19 protein-coding genes and 1 riboswitch are annotated in these 25506 nt (G+C 71.7%); of the genes, 10 read left to right on the top strand and 9 right to left on the bottom strand.

What is annotated here, in order from left to right:
* Positions 1-55 precede the first annotated feature (55 nt).
* Genes OHO83_RS04700 through OHO83_RS04690 form a run of 3 tightly spaced genes read left to right on the top strand, consistent with a single transcriptional unit; the run spans position 56 to position 4507 of the window.
* Positions 56-1417, top strand: a complete 1362-nt coding sequence (locus tag OHO83_RS04700; protein WP_329432210.1) for an MFS transporter — start codon at positions 56-58, stop codon at positions 1415-1417.
* Entirely contained in the window at positions 1414-3087 is a 1674-nt protein-coding gene (locus OHO83_RS04695; RefSeq protein ID WP_330278737.1) for a thiamine pyrophosphate-dependent enzyme, read from the top strand. Before OHO83_RS04700 ends, OHO83_RS04695 begins: the two co-directional genes overlap by 4 nt.
* The gene (locus OHO83_RS04690) at positions 3080-4507 is read left to right on the top strand and encodes an aminobutyraldehyde dehydrogenase (protein WP_330278736.1); all 1428 of its coding nucleotides are present in this window, start codon (positions 3080-3082) and stop codon (positions 4505-4507) included. The genes OHO83_RS04695 and OHO83_RS04690 overlap by 8 nt, the downstream gene beginning before the upstream one ends.
* A 29-nt stretch (positions 4508-4536) precedes the next feature.
* Here OHO83_RS04690 and OHO83_RS04685 read toward each other — a convergent pair whose 3' ends face one another.
* Complete coding sequence (locus OHO83_RS04685; protein WP_266678604.1) at positions 4537-5067, bottom strand: hypothetical protein; 531 nt, start codon at positions 5065-5067, stop codon at positions 4537-4539.
* 262 nt (positions 5068-5329) lie between these two features.
* Here OHO83_RS04685 and OHO83_RS04680 point away from each other — a divergent pair, with 262 nt between their 5' ends.
* The 5 genes from OHO83_RS04680 to nhaA all read left to right on the top strand — a co-directional run bounded on the left by OHO83_RS04680 (position 5330) and on the right by nhaA (position 13623).
* The gene (locus tag OHO83_RS04680) at positions 5330-6001 is read left to right on the top strand and encodes an HAD family hydrolase (protein ID WP_330278735.1); all 672 of its coding nucleotides are present in this window, start codon (positions 5330-5332) and stop codon (positions 5999-6001) included.
* A gap of 74 nt (positions 6002-6075) precedes the next feature.
* Positions 6076-7299 carry an acyl-CoA dehydrogenase family protein gene (locus OHO83_RS04675; protein WP_266678608.1) on the top strand — a complete coding sequence of 408 codons (1224 nt, stop codon included), beginning with the start codon at positions 6076-6078 and terminating at the stop codon, positions 7297-7299.
* A 172-nt stretch (positions 7300-7471) separates the two neighbouring features.
* Complete coding sequence (locus OHO83_RS04670; RefSeq protein WP_330278734.1) at positions 7472-8149, top strand: TetR/AcrR family transcriptional regulator; 678 nt, start codon at positions 7472-7474, stop codon at positions 8147-8149.
* Between the two features lie 254 nt (positions 8150-8403).
* Complete coding sequence (locus tag OHO83_RS04665; RefSeq protein WP_330278733.1) at positions 8404-11556, top strand: GH92 family glycosyl hydrolase; 3153 nt, start codon at positions 8404-8406, stop codon at positions 11554-11556.
* A gap of 165 nt (positions 11557-11721) precedes the next feature.
* Positions 11722-13623 (top strand): Na+/H+ antiporter NhaA, encoded by a 1902-nt coding sequence (gene nhaA / locus OHO83_RS04660; protein WP_330280717.1) that lies wholly within the window; start codon positions 11722-11724, stop codon positions 13621-13623.
* Here nhaA and OHO83_RS04655 read toward each other — a convergent pair.
* The 8 genes from OHO83_RS04655 to OHO83_RS04620 form a co-directional block, all read right to left on the bottom strand.
* Positions 13617-14819: an ADP-ribosylglycohydrolase family protein gene (locus OHO83_RS04655; RefSeq protein ID WP_330278732.1), complete on the bottom strand. Its 1203-nt coding sequence runs from the start codon at positions 14817-14819 to the stop codon at positions 13617-13619. The genes nhaA and OHO83_RS04655 overlap by 7 nt on opposite strands.
* Before the next feature lie 35 nt (positions 14820-14854).
* A complete protein-coding gene (locus OHO83_RS04650) occupies positions 14855-15931 on the bottom strand; it encodes a serine/threonine-protein kinase (protein WP_330278731.1) in 1077 nt (358 codons plus the stop codon).
* 235 nt (positions 15932-16166) lie between these two features.
* Complete coding sequence (locus tag OHO83_RS04645; protein WP_330278730.1) at positions 16167-18137, bottom strand: potassium channel family protein; 1971 nt, start codon at positions 18135-18137, stop codon at positions 16167-16169.
* 100 nt (positions 18138-18237) lie between these two features.
* Positions 18238-19083: a bifunctional hydroxymethylpyrimidine kinase/phosphomethylpyrimidine kinase gene (thiD, locus tag OHO83_RS04640; protein ID WP_330278729.1), complete on the bottom strand. Its 846-nt coding sequence runs from the start codon at positions 19081-19083 to the stop codon at positions 18238-18240.
* Positions 19080-20519 carry a purine-cytosine permease family protein gene (locus OHO83_RS04635; RefSeq protein WP_266678622.1) on the bottom strand — a complete coding sequence of 480 codons (1440 nt, stop codon included), beginning with the start codon at positions 20517-20519 and terminating at the stop codon, positions 19080-19082. Before OHO83_RS04635 ends, thiD begins: the two co-directional genes overlap by 4 nt.
* Positions 20512-20606, bottom strand: a riboswitch (TPP riboswitch). (Overlaps the previous gene by 8 nt.)
* Positions 20607-20708: 102 nt before the next feature.
* A complete protein-coding gene (locus OHO83_RS04630) occupies positions 20709-21203 on the bottom strand; it encodes a nucleotidyltransferase domain-containing protein (RefSeq protein ID WP_330278728.1) in 495 nt (164 codons plus the stop codon).
* Entirely contained in the window at positions 21200-21370 is a 171-nt protein-coding gene (locus OHO83_RS04625) for a hypothetical protein (RefSeq protein ID WP_266678626.1), read from the bottom strand. Before OHO83_RS04625 ends, OHO83_RS04630 begins: the two co-directional genes overlap by 4 nt.
* Positions 21371-21447: 77 nt before the next feature.
* Positions 21448-22638, bottom strand: a complete 1191-nt coding sequence (locus OHO83_RS04620) for a TetR/AcrR family transcriptional regulator (protein ID WP_329432192.1) — start codon at positions 22636-22638, stop codon at positions 21448-21450.
* A 231-nt stretch (positions 22639-22869) separates the two neighbouring features.
* Here OHO83_RS04620 and OHO83_RS04615 point away from each other — a divergent pair, with 231 nt between their 5' ends.
* Together OHO83_RS04615 and OHO83_RS04610 are read left to right on the top strand one after the other, a co-directional pair.
* Positions 22870-24198: an MFS transporter gene (locus OHO83_RS04615; protein ID WP_330278727.1), complete on the top strand. Its 1329-nt coding sequence runs from the start codon at positions 22870-22872 to the stop codon at positions 24196-24198.
* A 119-nt stretch (positions 24199-24317) separates the two neighbouring features.
* Entirely contained in the window at positions 24318-25505 is a 1188-nt protein-coding gene (locus tag OHO83_RS04610; RefSeq protein WP_330278726.1) for a lipid-transfer protein, read from the top strand.
* Position 25506: the final 1 nt, after the last annotated feature.

Below are 25506 nucleotides of genomic sequence, written 5' to 3'. Positions count from 1 at the left end.
TCCCCGCTCCACCGTCCCCCGACCCTCCAGCGGTCACCGTCCCCCGGGAGATTCCGTGAGCTCCAACAGCACGACGCCGCCGACAGGCCGCACCGTCGCAGGCACCGCCGACATCAAGCGCCTCCTGTCCGCCGCGTTCATCGGCACCGCCCTCGAGTGGTACGACTACTTCCTCTACGGCACCGCGGCCGCGCTCGTCTTCAACAAGCTGTTCTTCCCCTCGCTCGACGCCACGACGGCGACCATCGCCTCCTTCGTGACCTTCGCCGTCGGCTTCGCGGCCCGGCCCATCGGCGCCGCGGTCTTCGGCCACATCGGCGACCGCTACGGACGCAAGGCCGCGCTGATCATCACCGTCGTCATGATGGGCGTCGCCACCGGCTGCATCGGCCTCCTCCCGTCCTACGACACCATCGGCATCTGGGCCCCCGTCCTGCTCGCCGTGCTCCGCTTCGTGCAGGGCATCTCGGTCGGCGGGGAGTGGAGCGGCGCGATGCTCCTGACCCTGGAACACACGCCGAAGGAGAAGCACGGAACCTATTCGGCGGTGCCCCAACTCGGCTCACCCGTCGGCACGTTGCTCTCCAGCGGCGCCTTCGCCCTGGTCGGCCTGCTGCCTGACGACGCCTTCTACGCTTGGGGCTGGCGCATCCCGTTCCTCGCCGCCTTCGGCCTGCTCGTCTTCGCGCTCTACCTGCGCCTGCGCATCGAGGAGTCCCCGGTCTTCCGCGCCATGATCGAGGAGGCGGAGAAGAACGGCCCCGCGCCGGCCCCCCTCGTCGAGGCCTTCCGCAAGACCTGGGGCCGCATGATCATCAGCGTGCTCGCGGCGTTCCTCGGCATCGGCGGCTTCTTCCTGCTGACCACCTTCATGATCTCGTACGGCACCGAACAGCTCGGCATCGCCAAGTCCGTGATGCTCAACGCCACACTCCTCGCCGCCGTGGCCGAGATGGTCGTGATCTACATCGGCGGCCGGATCGCCGACCGCGTCGGCCCCTGGAAGGTGTGTGCCGTCGGCGGTGTGCTGTCCGTCCTGGTCGCCTTCCCCGTCTTCTGGCTCGTCGACACCGGCCAGACCGCCCTGGTCATCCTCGGTGTGACGCTCGGCGTCGCCGTCATCTCCATCCCCTACGCCACCATCGGCGCCGTCGTCACGGACCTGTTCCCGGAGACCTTCCGCTACAGCGCCGTCGCCATGTCGTACAACCTCTCCGGTGTCCTCGGCGGCTTCGTCCCGCTCGTCGCCGCCTGGCTGACCGGCGTCACCGACGGCGCGTCCTGGGGTGTCGCCCTCCTCCTCGTCCTCATCGCCGCCTGCACCGCGGCCGGCTCCTTCCTGGCCGGCCCGCTGCTCGGCAGCCGGTCCGCCACCCCGTCCGAGAACACCTCCGCACCTCAGAAGGCCACCGCATGACCCAGCACCACCCCGCCCGTCCCGGCGGCCAGGTCCTCATCGACCAGCTGTCCGCACACGGCGTCGATACCGTCTACGGCGTGCCCGGCGAGAGCTACCTCGCCGCGCTCGACGCTCTGCACGACGCCCCGGTCCACATGGTCGTCTGCCGCCACGAAGGCGGCGCCGCCTACATGGCGGAGGCCCACGGAAAGCTCACCGGGCGCCCCGGAATCTGCTTCACGACCCGGGGCCCAGGCGCCACCAACGCGCTGGTCGCCCTGCACACCGCCTACCAGGACGCCACACCGATGGTCCTCTTCATCGGCCTGGTGCCGCGCGGCCACACCGACCGCGCCTCCTTCCAGGAACTCGACCTGCGCGGCACGTTCGGCGCGAGCGCCAAGCTCGTCGAGACGATCGACGACGCCGCACGCATCCCCGAGTACGTCGCCCGCGCCTTCGCCGTCGCGACCGGCGGCCGGCCGGGACCCGTGGTCCTGGGCCTGCCGGAGGACATGCTCACGGACGTCGTCCGCGTCCCCGACGCCACCCCTCTGCCCGTCCCCGGCGGCGGCGCGACCGCGGCCGAACTCACCCGTCTCGAAAGGCTGTTGACGACGGCCGAACGTCCCCTCCTGTTCCTCGGCGGCGGCCGCTGGACCCCGGAAGCCCGCGCCGCCGTACGGGACTGGGCCGAGGCGTGGGCCCTTCCCGTGGCCGTGGACTTCCGCTGCCAGGACCTCATCGACAACGAGTCCGAGGTGTACGTCGGCCCGCTCGGCTACGGACGCGACGACGCGCTCGCCCGGCGGGTGCGCGAGGCCGACCTGCTGCTGGCCGTCGGGACCGCACCGGGTGACGTCGCGACCGACGGATTCACGCTGCTCCCCACCGACGGCACGGGCCCGCGGCTCGTCCAGGTGCTGCCCGAACCACAGCCGCCGGGCGCCCTGTACCCCGCCGAACTCACCCTGCTCGCCGCCCCCGAGGCCTTCGCCGACGCGGTACGCACCCTGCGCCCGGGCAGCCCTCTGCCGTGGGCCGTGCGGACCAAGCAGGACAGGGCCGCCCACCTGGCGTTCCGCACCCCGGTCCCGGAGGACGATCCGCTCGACCTGGCCACCGTCTTCGCCACGCTCGACGGCCGGCTCCCCGAAGACGCCGTCATCACCTTCGGCGCCGGCAACCACGCCATCTGGGCGCAGCGCTTCCTCACGTACCACGACGGCACGCGCCAACTCGCCCCCCGCAACGGGTCCATGGGATACGGCATACCAGCCGCCGTGGCGGCCGCGATCCACGATCCGGACCGCAGGGTCGTCTCCGTCGCGGGCGACGGCTGCTTCCTGATGAACGGTCAGGAGCTCGCCACCGCCGTGGCCGAGGGTGCCAAACCACTGATCATCGTGCTGAACAACGCCAAGTACGGCACCATCCGCCAGCATCAGGAGCAGGCCTACCCGGGACGGGTCAGCGGCACCGGCCTCGGCAACCCCGACTTCGCCGCGTACGCCCGTGCCTTCGGCGCGCACGGCGAAACCGTCACCGTCACGGACGAGTTCGGGCCCGCGCTCCAGCGGTCCCTCGACAGCGGCAAGGCCGCCCTCATCGAGCTGAAGGTGACCGACGGGCGCCTCGCCCCCGGCGTCACCGTCGCCTCCCTGCGCAAGGAGAGCTGCCATGTCTGACCTGACCCTGCACAACATCGTCGACGGCCGCAGCGCCGAGGTCACCGACCGCATGGAGCTGACCGACCCCGCCACCGGAGAGGTCTACGGCACCGCGCCCCGCTCGTCCGCCCCGCACGTGGACGCGGCCGTGGCCGCCGCACGGCGCGCCCTGCCCGTCTGGCGCCGGAGCACCCCAGCCCAGAGGCAGGAGGCACTCCTGCGCCTGGCCGACCTGGTGACCGAGCACGCGGACCGGCTGGTCGACGCGGAGGTGCGCAGCACCGGCAAGCCGCGCGAGGCCACTCGGACCCTCGAAGTCGGCCGTGGCGCCGACCAGTTGCGCTTCTTCGCGGGCGCCGCCCGGGTCCTGGAGGGCGTCGCCGCCGGCGAGTATGCGCCGGGCCACACCTCGTACGTCCGCCGCGAGGCCGTGGGCGTCGTCGCCCAGGTCACGCCCTGGAACTATCCGCTGATGATGGCCGTGTGGAAGCTCGGCCCCGCGCTCGCCGCGGGCAACACGGTGGTCCTCAAGCCGTCCGACACCACCCCCTGGTCGACCGTCCTGCTGGGCGAACTCGCCGCGCGCGTCCTCCCGCCGGGCGTCGTCAACATCGTGTGCGGCGACCGGGACACCGGACGCGCACTCGTCGCCCACCCGGACGTCGACATGGTGGCCATCACCGGCAGCACACGGGCCGGCTCCGAGGTCATGGCCGAGGCGTCCCGCGAGGTCAAGAACGTCCACCTGGAGCTGGGCGGCAAGGCCCCGGCCGTCGTCTTCGCCGACGTCGACCCCGTCCGTACGGCCCGCGCCCTCGCTGACGCCGCCTTCTTCAACGGCGGCCAGGACTGCACCGCCGTCACCCGGATCCTGGTCCAACGCGCCTCCCACGAAGCCCTGTTGGCGGCTCTCGTCGAAGCCGCACGCGACACGACGACCGGCGCGCCGGACGAGGACGCCTTCTACGGCCCGCTCAACAGCGCCGCCCACGCGGCACGCGTCGAGTCCGTCATCGCGACGCTCCCTGGGCACGCGCACGTCGAGACAGGCGGAACGCGCCTCGACCGTCCCGGGTACTTCTTCCCGCCGACCGTCATCTCCGGCGTCCGGCAGGACGACGCCGTGGTGCAGGGCGAGATCTTCGGCCCCGTCGTCACCGTCCAGCCCTTCGACACCGAGGAAGAGGCCGTCGCTCTGGCCAACGGCGTCGACTTCGGCCTGGCATCCAGCGTCTGGACCGCCGATCTGGGGCGCGCCATGCGACTGAGCGCCGAGCTCGACTTCGGCTGCGTCTGGCTCAACTGCCACCAGGTGGTCCTGGCCGAGATGCCCCACGGCGGATACAAGCAGTCGGGCATCGGCCGTGACCTGAGCCGCTACGGGTTCGACGACTACACGCGGATCAAGCACGTCATGGCCGCGCACGCCGCGCCCTGACGCGCACCGCCGTCGCGGCGCCCGGCCTGCTACTTGATCAGTGCGTTCGCCACGACGACGATCAGGCCGAGCAGCGCGTCGCCCAGGCCGAGGAAGAGCGACCGGGCCCACGTCATTCCGCCGGCCCGCGCCGCCGTCAGACCCCAGCCGAAGAGCAGGACGACGTTGAAGCCGAGGGCGACGTACTCGATCCCCGGGTAGTTCCACCAGCCGAGTCCCGCCCCGAAGAGCATCACGAGCGTCGGCAGGGTGGCGAGGAGCAGCGGCCACTCCTCGGCGAGCGCCCGCACCGCGGCGAACGCCCCGTGGTGGGTCTCGTCCCCGCGCCGGGCGATGAGGTGCGCGTACCCGTGTGCCAGGGCCGAGGCGAACGCGGTGATCAGGAGCCACTTGGCGTCGTACAGGCGGTCCGCGCGTGACGAGCGCCCGTACGGGGTGAGCGCGGCGACCATGGAACTGGCGAGGACGGCTCCGTAGACGCCGCCGAACAGCACGTTGGGCCGGGCGGCGCCACGGCTCAGGGTGCGGCCGCATCGGCGGAGGGTCTGGCGGGTCTTCATGGCGGGATCCTCGTGGGCGTCCGTGGGGCGCTGTGCCGGGGCGACGGGGTGGGCGGAGGGGGCCGGCAGTCAGGGGCGAGTGGTCGGCCGTCCGGCCACTTTCGCCCGGGGCCGGTGGGGGTGGGTCGGAGCGACACGCGTGGAATATGCCGGTTTATCCAGAGTTTCCAGACGACCGGGCAGGGGCGCGTGTCATTGAAGTTGAGTCCGGGTTCAGGTACGTTGCGCATGCCTGCCGAATCCGCGACCAGGAGGCTGTCTCTTGAGTACCCGAATCAGCGCCGTCCTCTTCGACTTCGGGGGAGTGCTGACCACCAGCCTGATCGAGGCGTTCGAGGCCTTCGGCGCCACGCTCGGCGTGGATCCGCGGCTCCCGCTCAGGCTGCTCGCGAAGGACGAGCGCTCCGGCGCCCTCCTCGTCGAGCACGAGGAAGGCCGGCTCGGCCAGCGTGAGTTCGAGGACGGCTTCGCCGAGCGGCTGCGCGCGCACGGCGCAGACATCCAAGGGCCCGGCCTCCTGTCCCTGATGCAGGCCGGACTGCGCCCCGACCGGGCGATGCTCGACCTCGTCGCCGAAGTGCGGAACGCGGGACACCGCGTGGGCCTGCTCTCCAACTCCCTGGGCGACGACTGTTACGCGGGCTTCGACCTGGAGTCCATGTTCGACGCCGTGGTCATCTCCGGGGAGATCGGCGTACGCAAACCCTCCCGGCGCGCGTACGCCATCGCATGCGAGCGTCTGGGCACCGAACCCGGCGAGACCGTCATGGTCGACGACCTCGAACACAACATCGTCGCGGCACGACGCGCCGGCCTCGCAGGCATCCTCCACCGCGAAGCGGCCACGACCGCCGCGGAGTTGAGGGCCTTGCTGCACCAGGGCGTGACGACAGCAAAAGCGCAGGCAGTACAGGCAACGCAGGCAGACGGGTAGCACGGCCCCCGTTCCCGCCGGCCGGCGGCGCCGGCGCGCCGGTCCCTGAAATCCATCCCCGTGAGGAGAACCACGTGTTCGAGCTGACCGACAGGGCCAAGGAGTACCAGGAGAAGCTGCTCGCCTTCATGGACGAGCGGATCTACCCGGCGGAGCCGGTCTACGAGGCGCAGATGGCGGAGTCGGGCGATCCGCACTTCCACCCGCCCATCCTCGAAGACCTCAAGGCGGACGCGAAGAAGCGCGGGCTGTGGAACCTCTTCCACCCCCACCCCGAGTGGGGCCCCGGACTCACCAACCTCGAGTACGCCCCGCTCGCCGAGATCATGGGCCGCAGCGCGCACCTGGCCCCGGAGGCCACCAACTGCAACGCGCCGGACACCGGCAACATGGAGGTGCTGACGCTCTTCGGCACCGACGAGCACAAGGAGAAGTGGCTCAAGCCGCTCCTCGACGGCGAGATAGCCTCCGCCTTCGCGATGACCGAGCCCGCCGTGGCGAGCTCCGACGCCACCAACATCCAGCTCCGGATGGAGCGGGACGGCGACGACTACGTCCTCAACGGACGCAAGTGGTGGACCTCCAACGCTCTGCACAAGAACTGCAAGGTGCTCATCGTGATGGGCAAGACGGAGCCGGAGGCCGCGACGCACCGTCAGCAGAGCATGATGGTGGTGCCCATCGACACTCCCGGTGTCACCGTCCTGCGCAACCTCCCCGTCTTCGGATACCAGGACCGCGAGGGGCACGCCGAGGTCGTCTTCGAGGACGTCCGGGTGCCGGTCACCGCGCTGCTCGCCGGAGAGGGCGACGGCTTCATGATCAGCCAGGCCCGGCTCGGCCCCGGCCGCATCCACCACTGCATGCGTGCCGTCGGCATGGCCGAGCGCGCCCTCGACCTGATGATCGACCGCGCCCAGGCGCGTACGACCTTCGGCGAGCCGGTCGCGAACCGTGCCAACGTGCAGGACTGGATCGCCGAGGCCCGCATCGAGATCGACATGGTCCGGCTGCTCACCCTCAAGGCCGCGTACCTGATGGACACCGTGGGGAACCGGCACGCGCGCACCGAGATCGCCGCGATCAAGGTGGCCGCACCGGAGGTCGCGCTCAAGGTGGTCGACCGGGCCATCCAGGTGCACGGTGGGGGCGGCGTCTCCAACGACTTCCCGCTCGCCAGCATGTACGCGCATCTGCGCACCCTGCGCCTCGCCGACGGCCCCGACGAGGTCCACAAGCGCACCATCGCCATGCGGGAACTTCGCCGCCGGGAGCCGCAGTGGGGCCGCACCGGCTGACCGTCCGGCCCCGGTGCGGGGCCCTGCCGGGCCGAGGGAGGACGGAGGCGATCGGCGCACGCGGGTGTGCGAAGATCGCCTCGCTCCCGTACGGCCGTCACCGGTGCGCGCAGCGCCCGGCGGGCAGAACAGGCGAGCAGCAGCACAAGCCAGTAGAGGAAGGCCCCACGACATGACCACCCGCGGCCACGCACCCGACGGGGAGGGCATCCCCTCGCTCGCGGACACCTCCGCCCTGCGTGAACCGCCCGCCACCGCGCGCGGGGCCCGGACCCGCGCCGCGCTCGTGGCCGCGGCCCGCGTCGTGTTCGAACGGGACGGCTATCTGGACTCGCGCCTCACCGACATCACCGCCGAGGCGGCCTGCTCGACCGGCACCTTCTACACGTACTTCGCCGGCAAGGAGGAGATCTTCCAGGCCGTGCTCGAAGTCGCGCAGGACGACATGCTGCACCCGGGCATGCCGCGCCTCGACCCCGAGGACAGCTCGCCCGTCGGCGTGATCGAGGCCAGCAACCGGGCCTATTTCGAGGCGTACAGACGCAACGCGAAGCTGATGCTGATCCTCGATCAGGTCGCGGCCGGCGACTCCGGGTTCCGGGAGGTGCGACGGCGCCGGAGCCGTGCGTTCGCCGACCGCAACGCCCGCGCCATCAAGGACCTCCAGGACCGCGGGCTCGCGGACCGCAGCCTCGACCCGCTCATGGCGGCGCGGGCGCTCTCGGGCATGGTGAGCCGCATGGCCTACTACGCGTACGGGCTCGGTGAGGACCACACGCTCGACGAGCTGGTCGAGACGTCCACCGCGCTCTGGGCCAATGCCCTCAAGCTCGACCGGAGTGCCGAGTAGCGCGACAGGAACGCGAGGCAGGGCAACCTCGGCCGCCCAAAGGACAATCGCCGCAAGCCTCTTGACCGAACGGCACCCCCTCCCGGAGTGTGTGGTGGCTGAGCCGCCCCTATTCCACGGAGGCATGTGTGACTCGTCCGAGAAGTCGTAGAACCCGCAGTGCGGCGGCCGCCGCACTGGCTGCCGGGTTGTTGATGGGGGCGTCGACGGTGGCCTCCGCCGAGTCGACAACGTTGTCAACGGCGAAGACAACGTTGTCCACGTCATCCGGCTCGCCTGCTGCCGCCGCCGCGAAGCCGTCACTGGTGGACGACCCCGCCGCCTACGTGGACCCGCTCATCGGCACGGGCCGGGGCGGCGCGAGCGTCGGCGAGATCAACAACTTTCCCGGCCCCGCAGCCCCGTTCGGCATGATGCAGTTCTCGCCGGACACGGCAGGCTCGTACGCCGGATACCAGTACCACAGCGACAAGATCCGCGGCTTCAGCCTCGACCACGCCTCGGTCGGCTGCACGGCCTTCGGCGACGTGCCGATCCTGCCCGTGACCGGAGACGTCGGCCCGGCCCCGTGGGACCGGACCGAGTCCTTCTCGCACGACGACGAGAAGGCAGAACCCGGTTACTACGCGGTCACGCTGGGAGACTCGAAGGTGCGGGCCGAACTGGCCGCCACCACGCGTACGGGACTGGCGCAGTTCACGTTCCCCGAAGGGGCGGACGCGGCCCAGGTGCTCGTGAAGGGCGGCGCCAGTCTCTCCGGCAACAAGCGCGCCGACCTGCGCGTCGTCGGCGACCGGCAGGTCACCGGGTCCGCGACGACCGGCAACTTCTGTGGCAAGGGCAACGAGTACACGGTCCACTACGCGATCACCTTCGACCGCCCGTTCACCGCGCACGGCACCTGGGACGGCAAGACGGTCTCCAAGGACAGCGACACCGTGGACGCCCCCAAGGCGGGCGCCTACCTCACCTTCGGGACGGCCGACTCGCGCACGGTGCGGGCCAAGGTCTCCATGTCGTACGTCTCCGTGGACGGCGCCGAGGCCAACATGGCGGCCGAGGTGCCGGGCTGGAGCCTGGACGCACTGCACCGGCAGACCCGCGACCAGTGGGCCGCCACGCTGGGCACGATCCGCGTCGCCGGGCGCGACACCGGTGAGCTGAAGACGTTCTACACCGCGCTCTACCACTCGCTGATGCACCCGAACACCTTCAACGACGCCGACGGACGCTACACCGGCTTCGACGACAAGGTGCGCACGCTGCCCGCGGGCCACAACCAGTACGCCAACTTCTCCGACTGGGACACCTACCGCTCGCTGGCGCCCCTCCAGGCGATGCTGTGGCCGAAGCAGGCCAGTGACATGGCGCAGTCGCTCGTCAACGATGCCGAACAGGGCGGCTGGTGGCCGCGCTGGCCCCTGGCCAACGACTACACCGGGCAGATGACGGGCGACAACTCCGTCCCACTCATCGCGAACCTCTATGCCTTCGGTGCCCGCGACTTCGACCTCAAGAAGGCGCTGAAGTACCTGGTCAAGGGCGCCACTTCGGTGGACGACACCCCAGGCGCGTACAAGGAACGGCCGGGGATCGGCGAGTACGTCGAGCGCGGCTACATGCCCAACAACGACGCCTCGCGCGGCGACCACCAGAGGGTGGGCGGCTCCGTCAGTCTGGAGTGGGCGATCGACGACTTCGCCATCGCGCAGCTCGCGAAGGCCGCCGGCGACAAGGACACCGCCGCGACCTTCACCCGCCGGGGCCAGAACTGGCAGAACATCCTCAACCCCGCCACCGGCTACCTCCAGCCGCGCGGCGAGGACGGCCGCTTCCCGGACGGCCCGGCCTACCAGCCGCCGCCCCCGGGCAAGTTCGGCCAGGACGGCTTCGACGAGGGCAACGCGGCGCAGTACAACTGGCTCGTCCCGCAGAACACCGAAGGTCTCATCGCGGCCATGGGCGGGCGCGACGCGGCCGCCGACCGCCTCGACACCTTCTTCACGAAGCTGAACGCGGGTCCGAACGAGCCCTACATGTGGGCGGGGAACGAGGTCGACTTCGGTGTGCCGTGGGTGTACAACCACCTGGGCATGCCGTGGAAGACGCAGAAGGCCGTGCGCGACGTGGCCACCACCCTGTTCAGCCCCACGCCCGACGGCGAGCCCGGCAACGACGACCTCGGAGCCCAGTCCTCCTGGTACGTGTGGGCCGCGCTCGGCCTGTATCCGTCGACACCCGGTACCCCGGATCTCGCCGTGCACAGCCCGCTCTTCGAGCGCGCGGTCCTCGATCTGCCCGGCAAGGGAAGGGAGCTGGACATCCACGCCCCGCAGGCGTCCGCCGACGCCCCGTACGTCCACGGGCTCGCGCTCGACGGCCGCACCTGGGAGCGCACCTACCTCCCGCAGTCCGCGGCGAAGGACGGGGCGCGCCTCGACTTCACGCTGTCCGGCACGCCGGACAAGACCTGGGCGACGTCCGCGAAGGCCGCGCCACCGTCGTACCGCTCGGGAGAGCGTTCCTTCCTCGTGGGCGCGACGCCCAACGCGGCGTCGGCCGTCCCCGGCGGCGACGCGGCGAAGGTCACCGTCCACGGTCAGCGTCTGGCCGGCCACGACAAGACGCTGACCGTCACCACGAAGGCCCCCGAAGGGCTGACCGTCTCACCCACGGGCGGGCCGCTCGGCCTCGACGCGAAGACCGGCTCGGGCGAACTCACCCTGTCCGTGAAGGCCGCGGCCGGCACGGCCGAGGGCTACTACGAGATCCCGGTGACCGTCCGTGGGAAGGGGGCGGCGGACAAGCCCGTTCAGCTCTCCGTGTTCGTGCTCGTCGCCCCCGAGGGCGGTCTCGCGGCCGCGTACGCCAACACCGGTTCCTCCGACGACGCCGACCGCGGCCAGGGCGACTACGACGGCGACGGCAACACCTACTCCCGTCAGGGTCTCGAAGCCGCAGGTCTCAAGGGCGGTACGCGCGTCGAGGTGGCGGGCACGTCCTTCGTGTGGCCCGCCGCGCCCCAGGGGCGACCCGACAACGTCGCCGCCGCGGGTCAGCGCATCGACCTGGCCGACCGGGCGAAGGACGCGGGCAAGCTGCTGTTCGTGGGCTCGGCGACGCACAGCGACCAGCGCGGCAGCGCCACCGTGACGTTCACCGACGGCTCCACCGCCACCACGGATCTGTCGTTCGGCGACTGGACGCTGCCGGGCGGCGGGACGGACCCCGTCTTCGGCAACACCACCGTGGCCCGCACCGACCACCGCAACCAGTCCGGGGGCGCCGGGCCCGCCGCGTACGTCTTCGCCACCAAGCCCTACGACGTACCGGAAGGGAAGCACATCAAGAGCGTGACGCTGCCGGACAACGGCAACCTGCACGTCTTCGCGGTCGGCCTCGGCTGAGGTCGCCCGTTCCGATCGAGTGCCCGCCTCACGGGGCGGGCACTCGAAAGCGGTCGCCGTGTCGATTCGTCCGTGCCGCCGTGCGTCAACTACCGTCTCACCGCGCTCGGGCGCTCGCCCGAGCAGCCGCCGGCCATGGTCCGCGCGGGCCACCGAGAGACGGGAATGCCGCCGATGAGCTCGGGGTTCGACGGGCAGACGACGTACGGCGACGAGCTGCGCACACCGCTGCGCGACTTCCTGCGCACCGAGACCGGCAGTGCCTCCGTGCTGCTCGTCGCGGCGCTCGCGGCACTGGCCTGGGTGAACATCGGCCCCGGCACGTACGAGGAGTTCTGGGCGACGCACCTCTCCGTGCGGGCCGGTTCCGCCGGGGTGTCGCTGGAACTGCGGGAGTGGGTCAACAGCGGCCTGATGACGTTGTTCTTCTTCGTCGTCGGCCTGGAGGCGCGGCGCGAGTTCGACATGGGCGAGCTCCGCGAACGGCGGCGCGTCACGCTGCCCCTCGTCGCGGGACTCAGCGGCATGCTCGTCCCCGTCGCCGTCTACCTGGCCGTCAACGCCGGGCAGAGCACGGCCCACGGCTGGGGCGCCGCGATGTCGACCGACACGGCGTTCGCCCTCGGCATGCTGGCCCTGCTCGGCAACCGGCTGCCCGGCGGCCTGCGCATCTTCATCCTGACCGTGGCCGTCGTCGACGACTTCGTGGCGCTGATCGTCATCGCCGTCGCCTACAGCGGCCACATCGACGTCACGGCCCTCCTGGTGGCACTCGGCCTGTTCGGCGTGATCCTGCTGGTACGGGCCACCGGCACCCGGCGCGGCTGCGTGTACGCGCTGTTGGCCGTCGCGACCTGGGTGGCGCTGCTGGAGTCGGGGGTGGACCCCGTCGTGATCGGCCTCGCCATGGGACTGCTGACCTTCGCCTACCCCGCGAGCCGTACCGCGCTGGAGCGGGCGAGCGGCCTGTTCCGGCTCTTCCGCGAGCAGCCGACCCCCGAACTGGAGCGATCGGTGCGGATCGGCATCGCGTCGGCCCTGTCCCCCAACGAGCGGTTGCAGCGCCTGTACCACCCGTGGACCAGCTATGTGATCGTGCCGCTGTTCGCCCTCGCCAACGCGGGCATCGAGATCAGCGGCGGCGAACTGGCCCGCGCGTTCAGCTCACCGATCACCCTGGGCATCCTCATCGGCTACGTCCTGGGCAAGCCGCTCGGCATCGTCGGCGCCTCCTGGCTGACGACCCGGCTCAGCCGCGGCCTGCTGCGCCCGTCCGTCGGCTGGGGCGCCACGGCGGCCGGGGGAGCCATCGCGGGCGTCGGGTTCACCGTGGCGCTGCTGATCGCCACCCTCGCCTTCGACGGCGACCAGCTGGCCGAGGCGAAGATCGGCATCCTCAGCGCGGTGGCCGGCGCGTTCCTCATGACCTGGCTCGTCTCCTGGGTCATCGGAATCCTGCCCCGCCCCACCCGGATGCGGGCCCTCCTCGGAACGGCCGAGGGCATCGTCGACCTGGCCGTGCCGGTCGACCCGGACCGCGACCACGTGCGCGGACCACGGCACGCGCCCGTGACGGTCGTCGAGTACGGCGACTTCGAGTGCCCCTACTGCGGACAGGCCGAACCCGTCGTACGGGAGCTGCTCGCGGGCTTCGGCGACATCCGCTACGTGTGGCGGCATCTGCCCCTGAACGACGTGCACCCGCACGCCCAGCTCGCCGCGGAGGCGGCCGAGGCGGCGGGGGAGCAGGGCGCGTACTGGGAGATGCACGACCTGCTGTTCACCCATCAGGACGCCCTGCGGGCCACCGACCTCCTGAATTACGCGGGTGAACTCGGCCTGGACACCGACCGGTTCCACAAGGACCTGCGGGCGCACAGAGGCGGGGGACGGGTCGCGGAGGACCTGGACTCGGCCGACCTCAGCAGCGTCTCGGGCACACCCACGTTCTTCGTCAACGGACGGCGCCACCACGGGGCGTACGACATCGAAGGGCTGTCGGCGTCGGTCCGGGCGGCCAAGGAGCGGGCGGTGCTGGCCGGCAGGCGCGGGTCCCGGCGTCAGTAGTTCCAGGGACGCTTCTCGCCGGGCCGGATCTCGGCCGCGATGTCGTCGCCGAGCCGGGCGACGGCGGTCCGCCCCTCTATCTCGGCCAGCCACTGGTGCGGCAGGTGTACGTCGCCGTGCAGCGCGCCGAGGATGTTCCCGCACACGGAGCCCGCGGAGTCGCTGTCGCCCGAGTGGTTGACCGAGAGCAGGAACGCGGCCTCGATCGGTGTGCGCGGAGGCTTCGGGTCGCACACCGTGCCCTGCCGGCCGACGTGGAAGGTCTGCGGCCGGGTGCGGGCGAGCGCCGCGTACACGCCGATGGCGAGGGCCTCCTCCGCCACCCAGCCGGCGCCGAGCGTCTCCACCCTCTCGGGGGTCGCGTCGCCCTCTTCCTCGGCGAGCGCGACGGCTCCGCTCAGCGCGGCCGTGGTCTCCTCGTGGCCCCGGTAGCCGGAGAGCAGACGCAGGGTCCGCAGCACCGCGCCCTCCAGGGACTCGCCGTCCACGAGGTGGCTGATGAGGGCGGCGAACGCACCGGAGGCGAGATAGCCGGTGGGGTGTCCGTGCGTGATCTGGGCGCACTGGGCGGCGAGTTCGAACGACCGGCGGGCGCCCAGGTCCGTCAGACCGAAAGGCGCGGAGCGCATCACGGCGCCGCAGCCCTTGGAGTCCGGGTTCACCGGCCCCGGCTCACCGGTGGGCTTCCCGTACGGGTCGGGGGTGACTCCCGCTTCGACGCCGCTCAGGCAGGCGTTGCCGGGCGCGCGGCGGGCGTACAGCCAGGGCTCGTGCCGCAGCCAGCCGATGCGGTGGCGCAGGTCCTGCTCGGGCAGCGGCCCGGGGTGGTTCTGCGTCTCCAGCCATCGCAGGTACGCGTCGTGCACGATGGCTGCCTCGGCGCCGCCGACGCCCCGGTCCCGGGTGCGGCAGTACCCCCGCAGATGCCCCTCGGCGGTGAACAGGGTCATCTGGGTGTCGTCGCTGATCCGGCCCGTCACACCGTCCGCGTCGGCCACCAGGCCGGTGACCCCGGCCGCACCGTGCGTGGCCCGGATGCCGTCGAGGGAGAGGAACTCGACGGGGTACCCGAGGGCGTCACCGATCGCGCCGCCGAGGAGACAACCGCGTACGCGGCTGCGGTGGACGGCGAGGTCTGCCCAGGAACGGGTGTGCACGGTGAGCTCCACGGTGGTCGGTGGCGTCGCACCCATCATCGCGGCAGCGTGTTCCGCCGGGACGGGCGCCCCCCTCAGTGCGCGGACGCGGAGGGAGACGGGGCGCTCGTCGGTGCGTTCGCGGCACTGTCGTCGGGGGCGAACCACGCCATGCCGATCAGGAGGGACGCGACGAAGAGAGCGGCCGCGGCGACGACCCCGATGATTCTCGGTCTGCGTCTCGCCGCCTCCAGGACGCCGCCGCGCCGTGCCGCCCCGCGGCGCGCCGCCCGGCCCGACGACGGCAGCTGATAGGTCGTGGACGTGGTCCGGATCTCCGGGGAGGCCTGAAAGCGGGGAGCGGATGTCGGCGCGGGGGCCACCGGCACAGGCTCCGGGAGGGGCTCGGGGCGGCCCTGCCAGGAACCCGTGCGGAACCAGTCCGTGACCTCCTGGGCCGTCGGCCGGTCCTCCGGCTGCTTGGCCAGCAGGCCGAGCAGATAGTTCTCGAACGACGGAGGCAGCTGGACGCCGAGCCGTCCCGGGGCCACGGGCGCGGCGTCCACGTGCTGGTACAGCAGGCTGGTCGCGGTGTCGGCCCGGAACGGCGGGTTTCCGGTCAGCAGTTGATACAGCACGCAGCCCAGCGAGTACACGTCGGACGCCGGGCCCGCGTTCTTGCCGAGAGCGCGCTCGGGCGCGAGATACATGCCGGTGCCCACGATCTGCCCGGTGGTGGTGAGCCCGGCGGCGGGATCGTCGAGGAAGCGGGCGATGCCGAAGTCGCCCAGCTTGACCGTGCCGTCGGGGGTGAGCAGCAGATTGCCCGGTTTGATGTCCCGGTGCACCACGCCCTGGCGGTGTGCGGCTGCGAGTCCTGCGGCCGCACCGGCCGCGATGTCCGCCACCCGCGCCGGCGTCAGCCGCGCGCCGCCCGCGGTCTCGTGGGCCAGACTGCCGCCCTCGACGAGTTCCATGACGAGGTAGAAACGGTGCTCCCAGGAACCGAAGTCGTAGACACCCACCACGTGCGGATGGCTGAGCGACGCCGAAGTCTGCGCCTCCATACGGAACCTGGCCGACGCCGAAGGGTCCGCGTCCTGGGCGATGAGCAGCTTCACGGCGACGGGCCGGCCGAGCATCTCGTCGGTCGCCTGCCACACCTCACCCATACCGCCGCGGCCTATGACCTTGTGCAACCGGTACCGATCCGCCAGCAACAACCTGCGCACCACCCTTGAAAGACAGCCCCGTCAAATTGGTTGCCACGGAACGAAGTTCGCCCCGCGCGAGCGCGAGGACGAGCGGGAGGGGTGTGGCGGGATCAAGGATAAGGCGCGCGGAGAGCCGATGATCACACGTGGCCGGGTGGCTCGTTCGGAAGGCGAGAGGTGGTGACCACGCCGCTCACGGTGCCTGCCGGGAGTGTCCCGCGCGGGTACGGGCCTGGGGGCCGTGCCGCAGGAGTTCCGCCAGGCCCTGGCGGGTGGCGGCCAGCACCACGCGGTCCTCCGGACGCAGCACGTACCCGGGGTGGAGGTCCCACACGAGCCCGGTCGGGCGGTCGGGGTCGTCGTCGGCCGGGGACGCGGCCAGGTCGGGGCGGCGCTCGCTCGGCGCCGTCGCGTCGAGCGCGATCACGCGCCGGGAACCGGCCCGGAACGAGTCGGCGACGGTCCGGCCCTCGAGCAGCGGATGCCCCGCCACGTCGAGGGCGGCGAAGAGCAGGACGCTGCGCTCGACGGGGATGGCGCCGAGGATCTGGCGGCCCATCATGGCGCCGGCGAACGCGGGCGCGGCGAGAGTGGAGACACTCCGGCTGCGGGTCAGGGCGAGGGGATGCGCGGAGCGGAGCGTGCGGTAGACGGCGGTCGCGAAACCGTCGTCGAACAGGCGCAGCGCCACCCGCAGGTCGGGCTTGACCGTCCGTGCGTGCAGCGCGGCCTCGAGGTTGGTGATGTCGCTGCTGGTGAGGGCGAGCAGGGCGTGGGCGCGGTGCACCTTGGCCGCTTCCAGGACGCCTTCCTGGGTGACGTCACCGATGACGGTCGGTACGCGCAGGCGGCGGGCGAGGGCGACGCCGCGCGCCTCGGGGTCCTCCTCCACGCACACGACGGGGATGCCGAGTTCACGCAGGCGGGCCAGGACGCGGGTCCCGATCTTGCCGAGGCCGAGCAGGACGACGTGGCCGGACAGGCCGCGCGGCGGGCGGCGCAGGGCAGACGCCGTCCGGAAGGTGCCGAGGGCTTCGAGCACGGCCGCGAGGAGTACGGGCAGGAGGAGCAGTCCGGCGAGCCCCGTGAGGAGTTGGAGGAGCTGGCGGGCGAGCGGCTCCCCGATCGCCGGGTCGTCGATGGCGAACAGGTCGAGGAGCGTGAGGTATCCGGCGTGCAGCGGGTGGTCGCCGGTGGTGGCCCAGGACGCCACGGCCAGGCCGAGGACGCTCGTGACGAGTCCGGCGAGGGACCAGCGCAGCCGGCGCGAGAACAGCGAGCTGAGGGGCATACGGCGGCTGGTCGTGCGGCCGTTGGGTGCGGCCACCGTGGGGGAGACGGCTTCCAGGACCACCGTGCCGCGCCCGGTGGCCGCGGCGACCGTGCGTTCGTCGGGCAGCAGCAGAGGGCCCTCCGCGCCGCCCATGTCCGAACCCTCGGCGCCCGCCGGGTCGTTGGCGGTGGCGGACAGCAGGGCGAGGGTGCACAGGCCGGGGTCGGCGACCTCGCCCCGGCCCGGCGGGGTGCGCTCCACGGCGCGCAGCAGGAGCCCGTCGGCCTGGACGACCTTGCTGGTGCCGGCGACGGCGGTGGCCGCGAGCGCCGGTGCCGCGGTGTCGGCGTCGGACAGGACGGTCGTCGTGGTGTCCAGGGCCTCGGGGTCGACGCCGGGGGCGGAGAGGGCGGCTGCCTGGTCGAGGAGGTGTTCCAGGTGCTGGCCGAGCTTGCGGTTGTAGAGCCGGATGACCAGGCGCAGCTGGGGGTTGAGACGGCGGGCGGCCAGGGCGGCCCGGATGTTGGTCTCGTCGTCGCCGTGGACGAGGGCCAGCGCGGCGGCCTCGGCCACGCCGGCCTCGGCCAGCGCCTCCTCGTCGAGTTCCGGTGCCTCCAGGACGCGTGGCGGCGGCACGCCGTCGTCGGCCGCGGCGGACACCGTACGGTTCACGACCGCCTGCATCCGCGAGAACAGGGTGGCCGCCCGCGCCCGTCCGGCGGGACCGGTGCCCTGTCTCGCGACGCGGACGGAGGGCACGACGACCGTGACCCGCTCGCCGTAGACGGCGCGCAGTTCGGCGGCGAGCCGCTCGGCGAGCGCGTCACCACCGCACACGATCATGTGGCCGGTCGGCGGGGCCTGTTGAGGCTGGCGGGGCAGGGTGGTCATGGCAACAGTCAAGTGGACGGGAGCACCGGAACGCACATCGGGCCCTGATTGTGTGCAGGTGGGCGTGTTGCGCGAGCGTCAGGTGGCTTCCCGGCGGCTCTCAGTCCGTGCGCCCCGCGGCCTCGGTCCGGTCGCCCGGCAGCCGCCACCCGTGGTCGACCGGGCCGATGCCCGACCCCAGTGCGAACCCGGCGGCGATCGCCCCCGTGACGTACTCCTTCGCCAGACGGACGGACTCCGGCACGGGCAGGCCGTGGGCGAGACCCACGGCGACGGCCGATGCCAGGGTGCAGCCGGTGCCGTGCGTGTGCCGGTTGTCGTGGCGGGGAGCACGCAGCCAGTGCTCCTCCGAGCCGTCGGTGAGCAGGTCCACGGCCGCCCCGGGCAGGTGGCCGCCCTTGACGACCACCCAGCGCGGCCCGAACGACAGGAGCCGCGCCGCGGCCCGGCGCATGCCGTCGTCGTCCGTGACGGCGAGGCCGGTCAGCTGTGCCACCTCGTCCAGGTTCGGCGTGGCCACCGTCGCGACCGGCAGCAGCTTGGTGCGCACCGCGTCCAGGGCGTCCTCGGCGAGCAGCGGGTCGCCGTGCTTGGAGACGCTCACCGGGTCCACGACCACGGGGGCGTCCGTACCGGCGAGCAGTTCGGCCACCGTCTCGACGAGCACCGGCGACGAGAGCATCCCGGTCTTGACCGCCTGGACGCCGATGTCGTCCACGACGCTGCGGTACTGCGTGCGCACCGCGTCGACGGGGAGTTCCCACGCTCCCTGGACCCCCAGGGAGTTCTGCGCGGTGACGGCCGTCAGGACGCTCATGCCGTGGGCGCCGAGCGCCAGCATCGTCTTGAGGTCGGCCTGGATCCCGGCGCCACCGCCCGAGTCCGAACCTGCGACGGTCAGGACGCGGGGCGGCGCGACGCGTCCGGTGCTCGCGATCGCGGTCATGGGCGGGCCTCCTGGTGCTGTGTGGTGCGGGTGTCAGCGGTCGGGCGGCGCAGCCTGAGGGGCGCGTACACGACGAGTGCGGCGACGAAGGCCACGTAGTACGCGAGGTCGGCGCCGTGCAGGGCTTTCGCGACCGGGCCCACGTACAGGCCGCTGTCCATGAACGGGACCGCGGCGGCGAAGGCGGCGACGAAGGCGAGGAGCCCGGGCCACCAGGGCTGCGGCCGGGCGCTCTCGGCGGCCAGGTCGACCGGCGCGCCGCCCCGGGCCCTGGCGCGTGCCAACCAGTCGACGGCCACGACCGCGACGAAGCCGGGGATCCAGTAGCCGACGAACAGCAGGACGTTCTGGAAGCGTGCCGCGGTGTCGGCGGCGTGCATCCACAGCACCAGCGGGAAGCCGAGCACCGCGGCGAGCGCCGCCGCGAGCGGCCGCGGTACCCGCACACCGATCGTCTGCAGGGCCAGCGAGCCGCTGTAGTCGTTCATGGCGTTGCTGCACAGGGCCGCGAGCGCCACGGCGAGCAGCCCGAAGGAGCCGAGAACGCCCCCGCCGAGCAGCTCGTCGACCCCGCGCGCGGTCTGGTCGGTGAACACGGAGGCGCCCCACAGCCCGAGCGCCTGGACGGCGACGAAGGAGACGGTGACGCCGAGGAGCGTGAACCAGAACATGCGCTTACGGGATGTGGCGGCCGGAAGATAGCGGCTGAAGTCGCTGGCGTAGGGGGCCCAGGACAGCGACAGGCTGAGCGCGATGGTGCTGGTGAGGACGAACGCGCCGGCCTGGTCGGCCCCGTGCGCGGCCCCGGTGGTGACCGGATGGACACCGTCGAGGAGCTTGACGGCCAGGACCACGAACGCGGCGGCCAGTACGAAGGTCATCAGCTTCTGGAGCCGGTGGACGGCCTCGTAGCCGAGCACGCCGAGCGCGCCCTGCGCCAGCATCATCACGAGCACGCCGACCCAGAAGGGCCAGCCGCACAGCCGGGCGAGCGCGTCACCGCCGAACAGGCCGATCAGCGCGTCCCAGGCGACCGACGACAGCCACTGCAGGGCGCCGGGCACCGCGACGGCCCGGCCGAACGCGAGCCGCGCCAGCGGAAGCTGTCCCGCGCCGGTCGCGCTGCCCCACGTACCGAGATATGCGGTGGGCACGGCGCCGACGAGGGTGCCGATGACGACGGCGGCCAGCGCGGTGGCGAAGTCCAGGCCGAGTGCGATGCCGACGGTGCCGGTGAAGACACCGGTCATGGTCAGGTTCGGGGCGAACCACACGGTGAACAGGCGCCCGGCGCCGCCGTAGCGGTGGCTCTCGGGGACCGGCGCGATCCCGCGCGCCTCGACCCGCAGGTCACCGGGCGCGGCGGGCATCCGTCCGTCGAAGACGGAGCGCGGTCCGGTGGTCCCGGTGCTGCTCGGGGCATGGGGCAACGACATTGGCTGACATCCCTCCGCCAGTGCTAACTGGTTCAGGTTCGACGGGTGTGATCTCAGCCCTCGTGCGGGGCACCCCGTGTCCGGTACGTCGGCAAGGGTAGCTTCCCTGTCCCGGGAGGCACAGCAGGGGGCGGTGACCCCATCCGCCGGAGACGTGTCCCAGCGGGAGTGGGGCTCACAAGCGAGGGCTCAGAAGTGCGTGGTGATGCCGAAGGCGCCGCGCAGAAGTGCCATGTCGTGAAGGTCCTGTTCACGAGGTTCGTACCCTTGATGGAAGTCGACCTGCCGCTGTGCCGACAGACACGGCACGGTGACTCCGCCGATGGTGCCGGTCACGAAGCATGCGGCCGGGTAGACGAACGGGCTTCGCGGATCGAGGGAGGACTGGACGGCAGATCCGTCCGGCGCGAAGGCCAGTGGGTGCAGATCGATGTCGCGGCCGTCGGGAGCCGAGAGCACGAAGCGCACCGGCCGCACGTCGAGGGTCTCGGCGAAACCCTCGCCGGCCAGGGCGGCGACGACGCGGGGCTCCTGCTCCTGCCGGTGCATCAGATCCAGGTCACTGTGCGCACGGGTCTGCTCGCCGACGAGCGCGTCGATGCCCCAGCCCCCACCGATCCACACGTCGACGTCCGCCCGCCGCAGTGCGGCCGAAATGCCCAACACGCCCTCGACACCGATCATTTGGCGTCCGAAGGGCGCAGGTCTTCTGTGGCCGGCAGCGCGCGCAGGTCTCCCAGCGGCCCGGCGCCCGAGGCGAGTTGGTCGACGATGACGCCGCACCCCACCCACGTGGCCCCGCACTCCTCGGCCATGTCATCGAGCGTCAGATCGCGCGCCGAAGAGGGCATGGGCGGGAGTCTCGCGATCGGCGGGCCGGTCGGCAAGCCCATAACGGCCGGTGTCCGGGGCGGCGGCAGGCGCAGACCTACGCGGAGGGGTTCTCGCTCAGGAGCAGGGCGGTGCCGAGTTCGGCGAGGCGGTCGGCGAGGTCCGAGCGGTCGCCCGCGGTTCCCGTGCGGGCCGCGTTGTCGATGACCGTGAGCACCGCGGTGACGATGATCCTGGCCTCGGCGGTCTCGAGTCCGGGGCGCACCTCGTCGAGCAGCCGCACCCACAGCGCCAGGTACTCCCGCTGATTCTGTCGGGCCGCCTTGCGCTCCTTGTCGGGGAGCTGGTCCAGTTCGCCGATCAGCAGACCGATCAAATGGCTCTGGTTCAGGGCGAATTCGATGTACGAGCGCAGCAGCCGGTCGAGGGTCTGGCGCGAGGTGCCGGACGTGGCGAGTGCTTGTGCCGTGCCCGCGCGCCGCTGCTCGCCGCCGCGCATCACTGCGGCCACGAGCAGATCGGTCTTGGTCGGGAAGTGCTTGTAGATGCTGGGGCCCGTAGCTCCGGCGGCCTCGCCGATGTCGTCGGTGCTCACGGACTGGAAGCCCCGCTCGTCGAAGAGGCGGATCGCCTCGACGAGGATCTCCTCGCGGCGGGACACCGCGAGGCCGGCGTATCCGCCCGCCGAGGGCCCCTCCTGGGCATCGGCGCTCGCGCCTAGCGGGCTGTGCGCGACGGCGTACGCGAGCCGGTAAAGGAGCTCCTCGAACCGGCGGCGCGGCAGTGACGTGCGGTGCCAGGAGATGGATCCGAAGACCGCGAGGACGGCCCAGGCGAGGAGTTGCCGGTCGGCCTCGTCGAGGCCGGGGCGCTCGTCGCCGATCAGGCCGGCGATCCGGTCGGCGACGTCGTTGAGTGCGCGCTTCTGTTCCTTGCGGCGGTCCTCCGGCAGGTGCCTGGCCTCGCGCTGCCACAGCACGGCCGAACCGCGCCGGTCCAGGGTCTCGTTCGCCGTCGTGCGGAGATAGGTGTCCAGGTCCGGGGCCGCCGCGAGGGACTCCGAGATCGCGTTGACCGTGGCGTCCACGACGTGGAGCAGTAGATCGGGCTTGCCGCGGAAGTGCCGGTAGAGGGCCGGGGCGGTGATGCCGACCTCGGCCGCCACGTCGGCCACCGACACGTTGTGGTAGCCGCGCTCGCGGAACAGTCGGGCCGCCGCGGCGACGATCCGTGCCTTGCGGTCCGGGGGTCTGCGCGCGGTCGTCCGCCCCGACGCTTCCGTCTGCATCCCAGATCGCCCCGTTCGCCCCTCGCCGTCGCCTGTCTCCGGCAAAGGTACAACATTCCGGCCTCCCGGTGATCACCATGCGAGGGACGTGGCGTCACGTTAGAACAAAATCACTCGTTGCTTCACTGGGCACCGCATCCAGCGGCATTCTTCACGCGATCCATTGTGTGCCGTGGTTAGAGATGTTTCACTTCCTGCTCACATCAGCCCAGGGGAACAGGGAGGGCCGCCATGGTCGTCGGTCAGAGAGAAGTGCCGGGATCCGCCGCGGGGAGTGACTCGGGAGCGCAGGGGTCGGTGGTGCGGCGCAGGGCGTGGTTCGTCCTCGCGCTGTTGGTCTGTCTGATGCTCGTGAACTTCGCGGACAAGGTCGTCGTGGGCCTGTCCGGCGTGGGCATGAAGAATGAACTGGGCCTGGACAGTGTGCAGTTCGGGGTCATCCAGAGCAGCTTCTTCTGGTTCTTCGCCGTCGGCTCCGTGCTCGGTGGCTGGCTCGGGGGCAGGGTGCGGGCGCGCTGGCTGCTCGCCGGGATCGCCGCGCTGTGGGCGCTCAGCCTCGCCCCCATGGCCGGGCAGGTCGGCTTCACCGTGATCGTCGCCTGCCGGGCGCTGCTCGGCTTCGCGGAGGGGCCGACCGTCGCGCTTGCGATGCAGGTGGCGCACTCGTGGTTCCCCGCGCACCGGCGCAGCGTGCCCAGCTCGATCGTCATCGCCGGCGCCGGTGTCGGCCCGCTGATCGCCGCCCCAGTGCTGACCTGGGTTATCGAGTCGCACTCCTGGCATGCGGCTTTCGGGGTCCTCGCGGCCTTCGGTGCAGTGTTCGCGGTGCTGTGGCTGCTGGGCGGCAGCTCCGGGCCCGAGGGCGCCGCGCATGGTCATGGCGGGGAAGCGCCGAAGGCGTCGGTCCTGCCGGAGCGGGTGCCGCTGCGGCGCCTGTTTTCCACCGGCACCCTCATCGGCATGGCGCTGCTGTTCTTCGTCGCGTACGCCAACACCTCCGTCGGCGTGAGCTGGCTGCCGCTCTATCTGCGCGAGGGCCTCGGCTATGACGCCACCACCGCGGGCAAGTTGGTCGTTCTGCCCTTCCTGGGGGCCGCGGTCGCAGTCATCCTCGTCGGGGTGCTCTCCAGCGCCCTGACCAAGAGGGGTGTCGGAAACCGCGTCACCCGCGGGGTGCTGCCCGCGGCCATGGTCCTCGCCTCCGGGGTGTGCACCGTCGCCTTCTCCTCCCTGGACCGCGGTGTGCCGCAGATGACGCTGCTCGTGATCGGCGCCTGTCTGAACTCCGCTGGATACGGCGTCGCCTTCGCCGGGCTCGCCGATGTCGCGCCGGCCCGGCAGCGGAGCACCGTGTTCGGGATCGTCACCGGTGTCTACAGCCTCGGCGGCGTCGTCGCGCCGCTGGTGATCGGCCGGCTCGTCGACGCCGGAAAGTCCGCCGCGTCCGGTTACGGGGACGGCTTCCTGGTCCTGGGCGTCACGATGCTCATCGGGGCCGTGGCCGCGCTCCTCCTCGTCGACCCCGACCGCGACGCGGCGCGCCTGGCGGCGGAGTCCTGACCGTCCGCCGCACCCGCCGCTATGCATTGAAAACCATCACTCTCATCAAGAGATACCTTGACACCTGGCCAAACGGGCAAGAAAGTGAATCTGCAATAACTCACTGACTGGAGGGTCGCATGGGTCGCAGAGTGCTGGTGGCCGGGGTGGGCATGGTCCCGTTCGCCAAGCCCAGCGCAGCCAAGACGTACGACGAGATGGGCGCGGGCGCGGTCGCGGCCGTGCTCGCCGACTCCGGACTGCCGTACGACAAGATCCAGCAGGTGTACGCCGGATACGTCTACGGCGACTCCACCTGCGGCCAGCGCGTGGTCTACCGGTTCGGGATGACCAAGATCCCGGTCCTCAACGTCAACAACAACTGCGCCTCCGGCTCCTCGGCCCTCTGGCTCGCACGCCAGGCCGTCGAGAGCGGCGCCGTCGAGTGCGCGCTCGTCGTCGGCTTCGAGCAGATGCCACCCGGCGCGCTCGGCGCCAAGTGGACCGACCGCCCCAACCCGCTGACCGACTTCTCCGCCGTCCTCAAGGACATCCACCCGATCGACCCGGCGCTCCCGATGACGCCCCAGTGCTTCGCCGCCGCGGGCGTCGAGTACATGGAGACGTACGGGATGGCTCCGGAGACCTTCGCCCGCGTCTCGGTCAAGGCGCGCGCCCACGCCGCGAACAACCCGTACGCCGTGTTCCGCGACCCGATCACGCTGGTCGACGTGCTCGGCGCCCAGCGGATCGCCGGTCCGCTGACGCGACTGCAGTGCTGCCCGCCCACCTGCGGCGCCGCCGCCGCGATCGTCTGCTCCGAGGACTTCGCCCGCAGGCACGGCCTCTCCCCGAAGGTCGCCGTCGCAGCGCAGGCGCTCCAGTCGGACGCGTCCGACCTCTTCGACAAGAAGAGCGCCATGGCGCTGGTCGGCACCGACGTGACACGGGCCGCCGCCACCGAGGTCTACGAGCAGGCCGGTGTCGACCCGCGCGACATCAAGGTCGTCGAACTGCACGACTGCTTCACCGTGAACGAGGTCCTCACCTACGAGGGGCTCGGCCTGTGCGACGAGGGCGGCGCCGAGAAGTTCATCCTCGACGGCGACAACACCTACGGTGGCCGCGTCGTCACCAACCCCTCCGGCGGACTGCTCTCCAAGGGCCACCCGCTCGGCGCCACCGGCCTCGCGCAGACCGCCGAGATCACCTGGCAGCTGCGCGGCGACGCGGGGGCCCGCCAGGTCGAGGGCGCCACGCTCGGCCTCCAGCACAACCTCGGACTCGGCACCGCCGGTGTCGTCACGCTCTTCGAGAAGGTGTCCTGAA

It is taken from the genome of Streptomyces sp. NBC_00569 (genome assembly GCF_036345255.1).
Lineage (GTDB): Bacteria > Actinomycetota > Actinomycetes > Streptomycetales > Streptomycetaceae > Streptomyces.
Note: the sequence above shows the minus strand (reverse complement) of the source record. Positions and strands in the feature narration are given on the sequence as shown.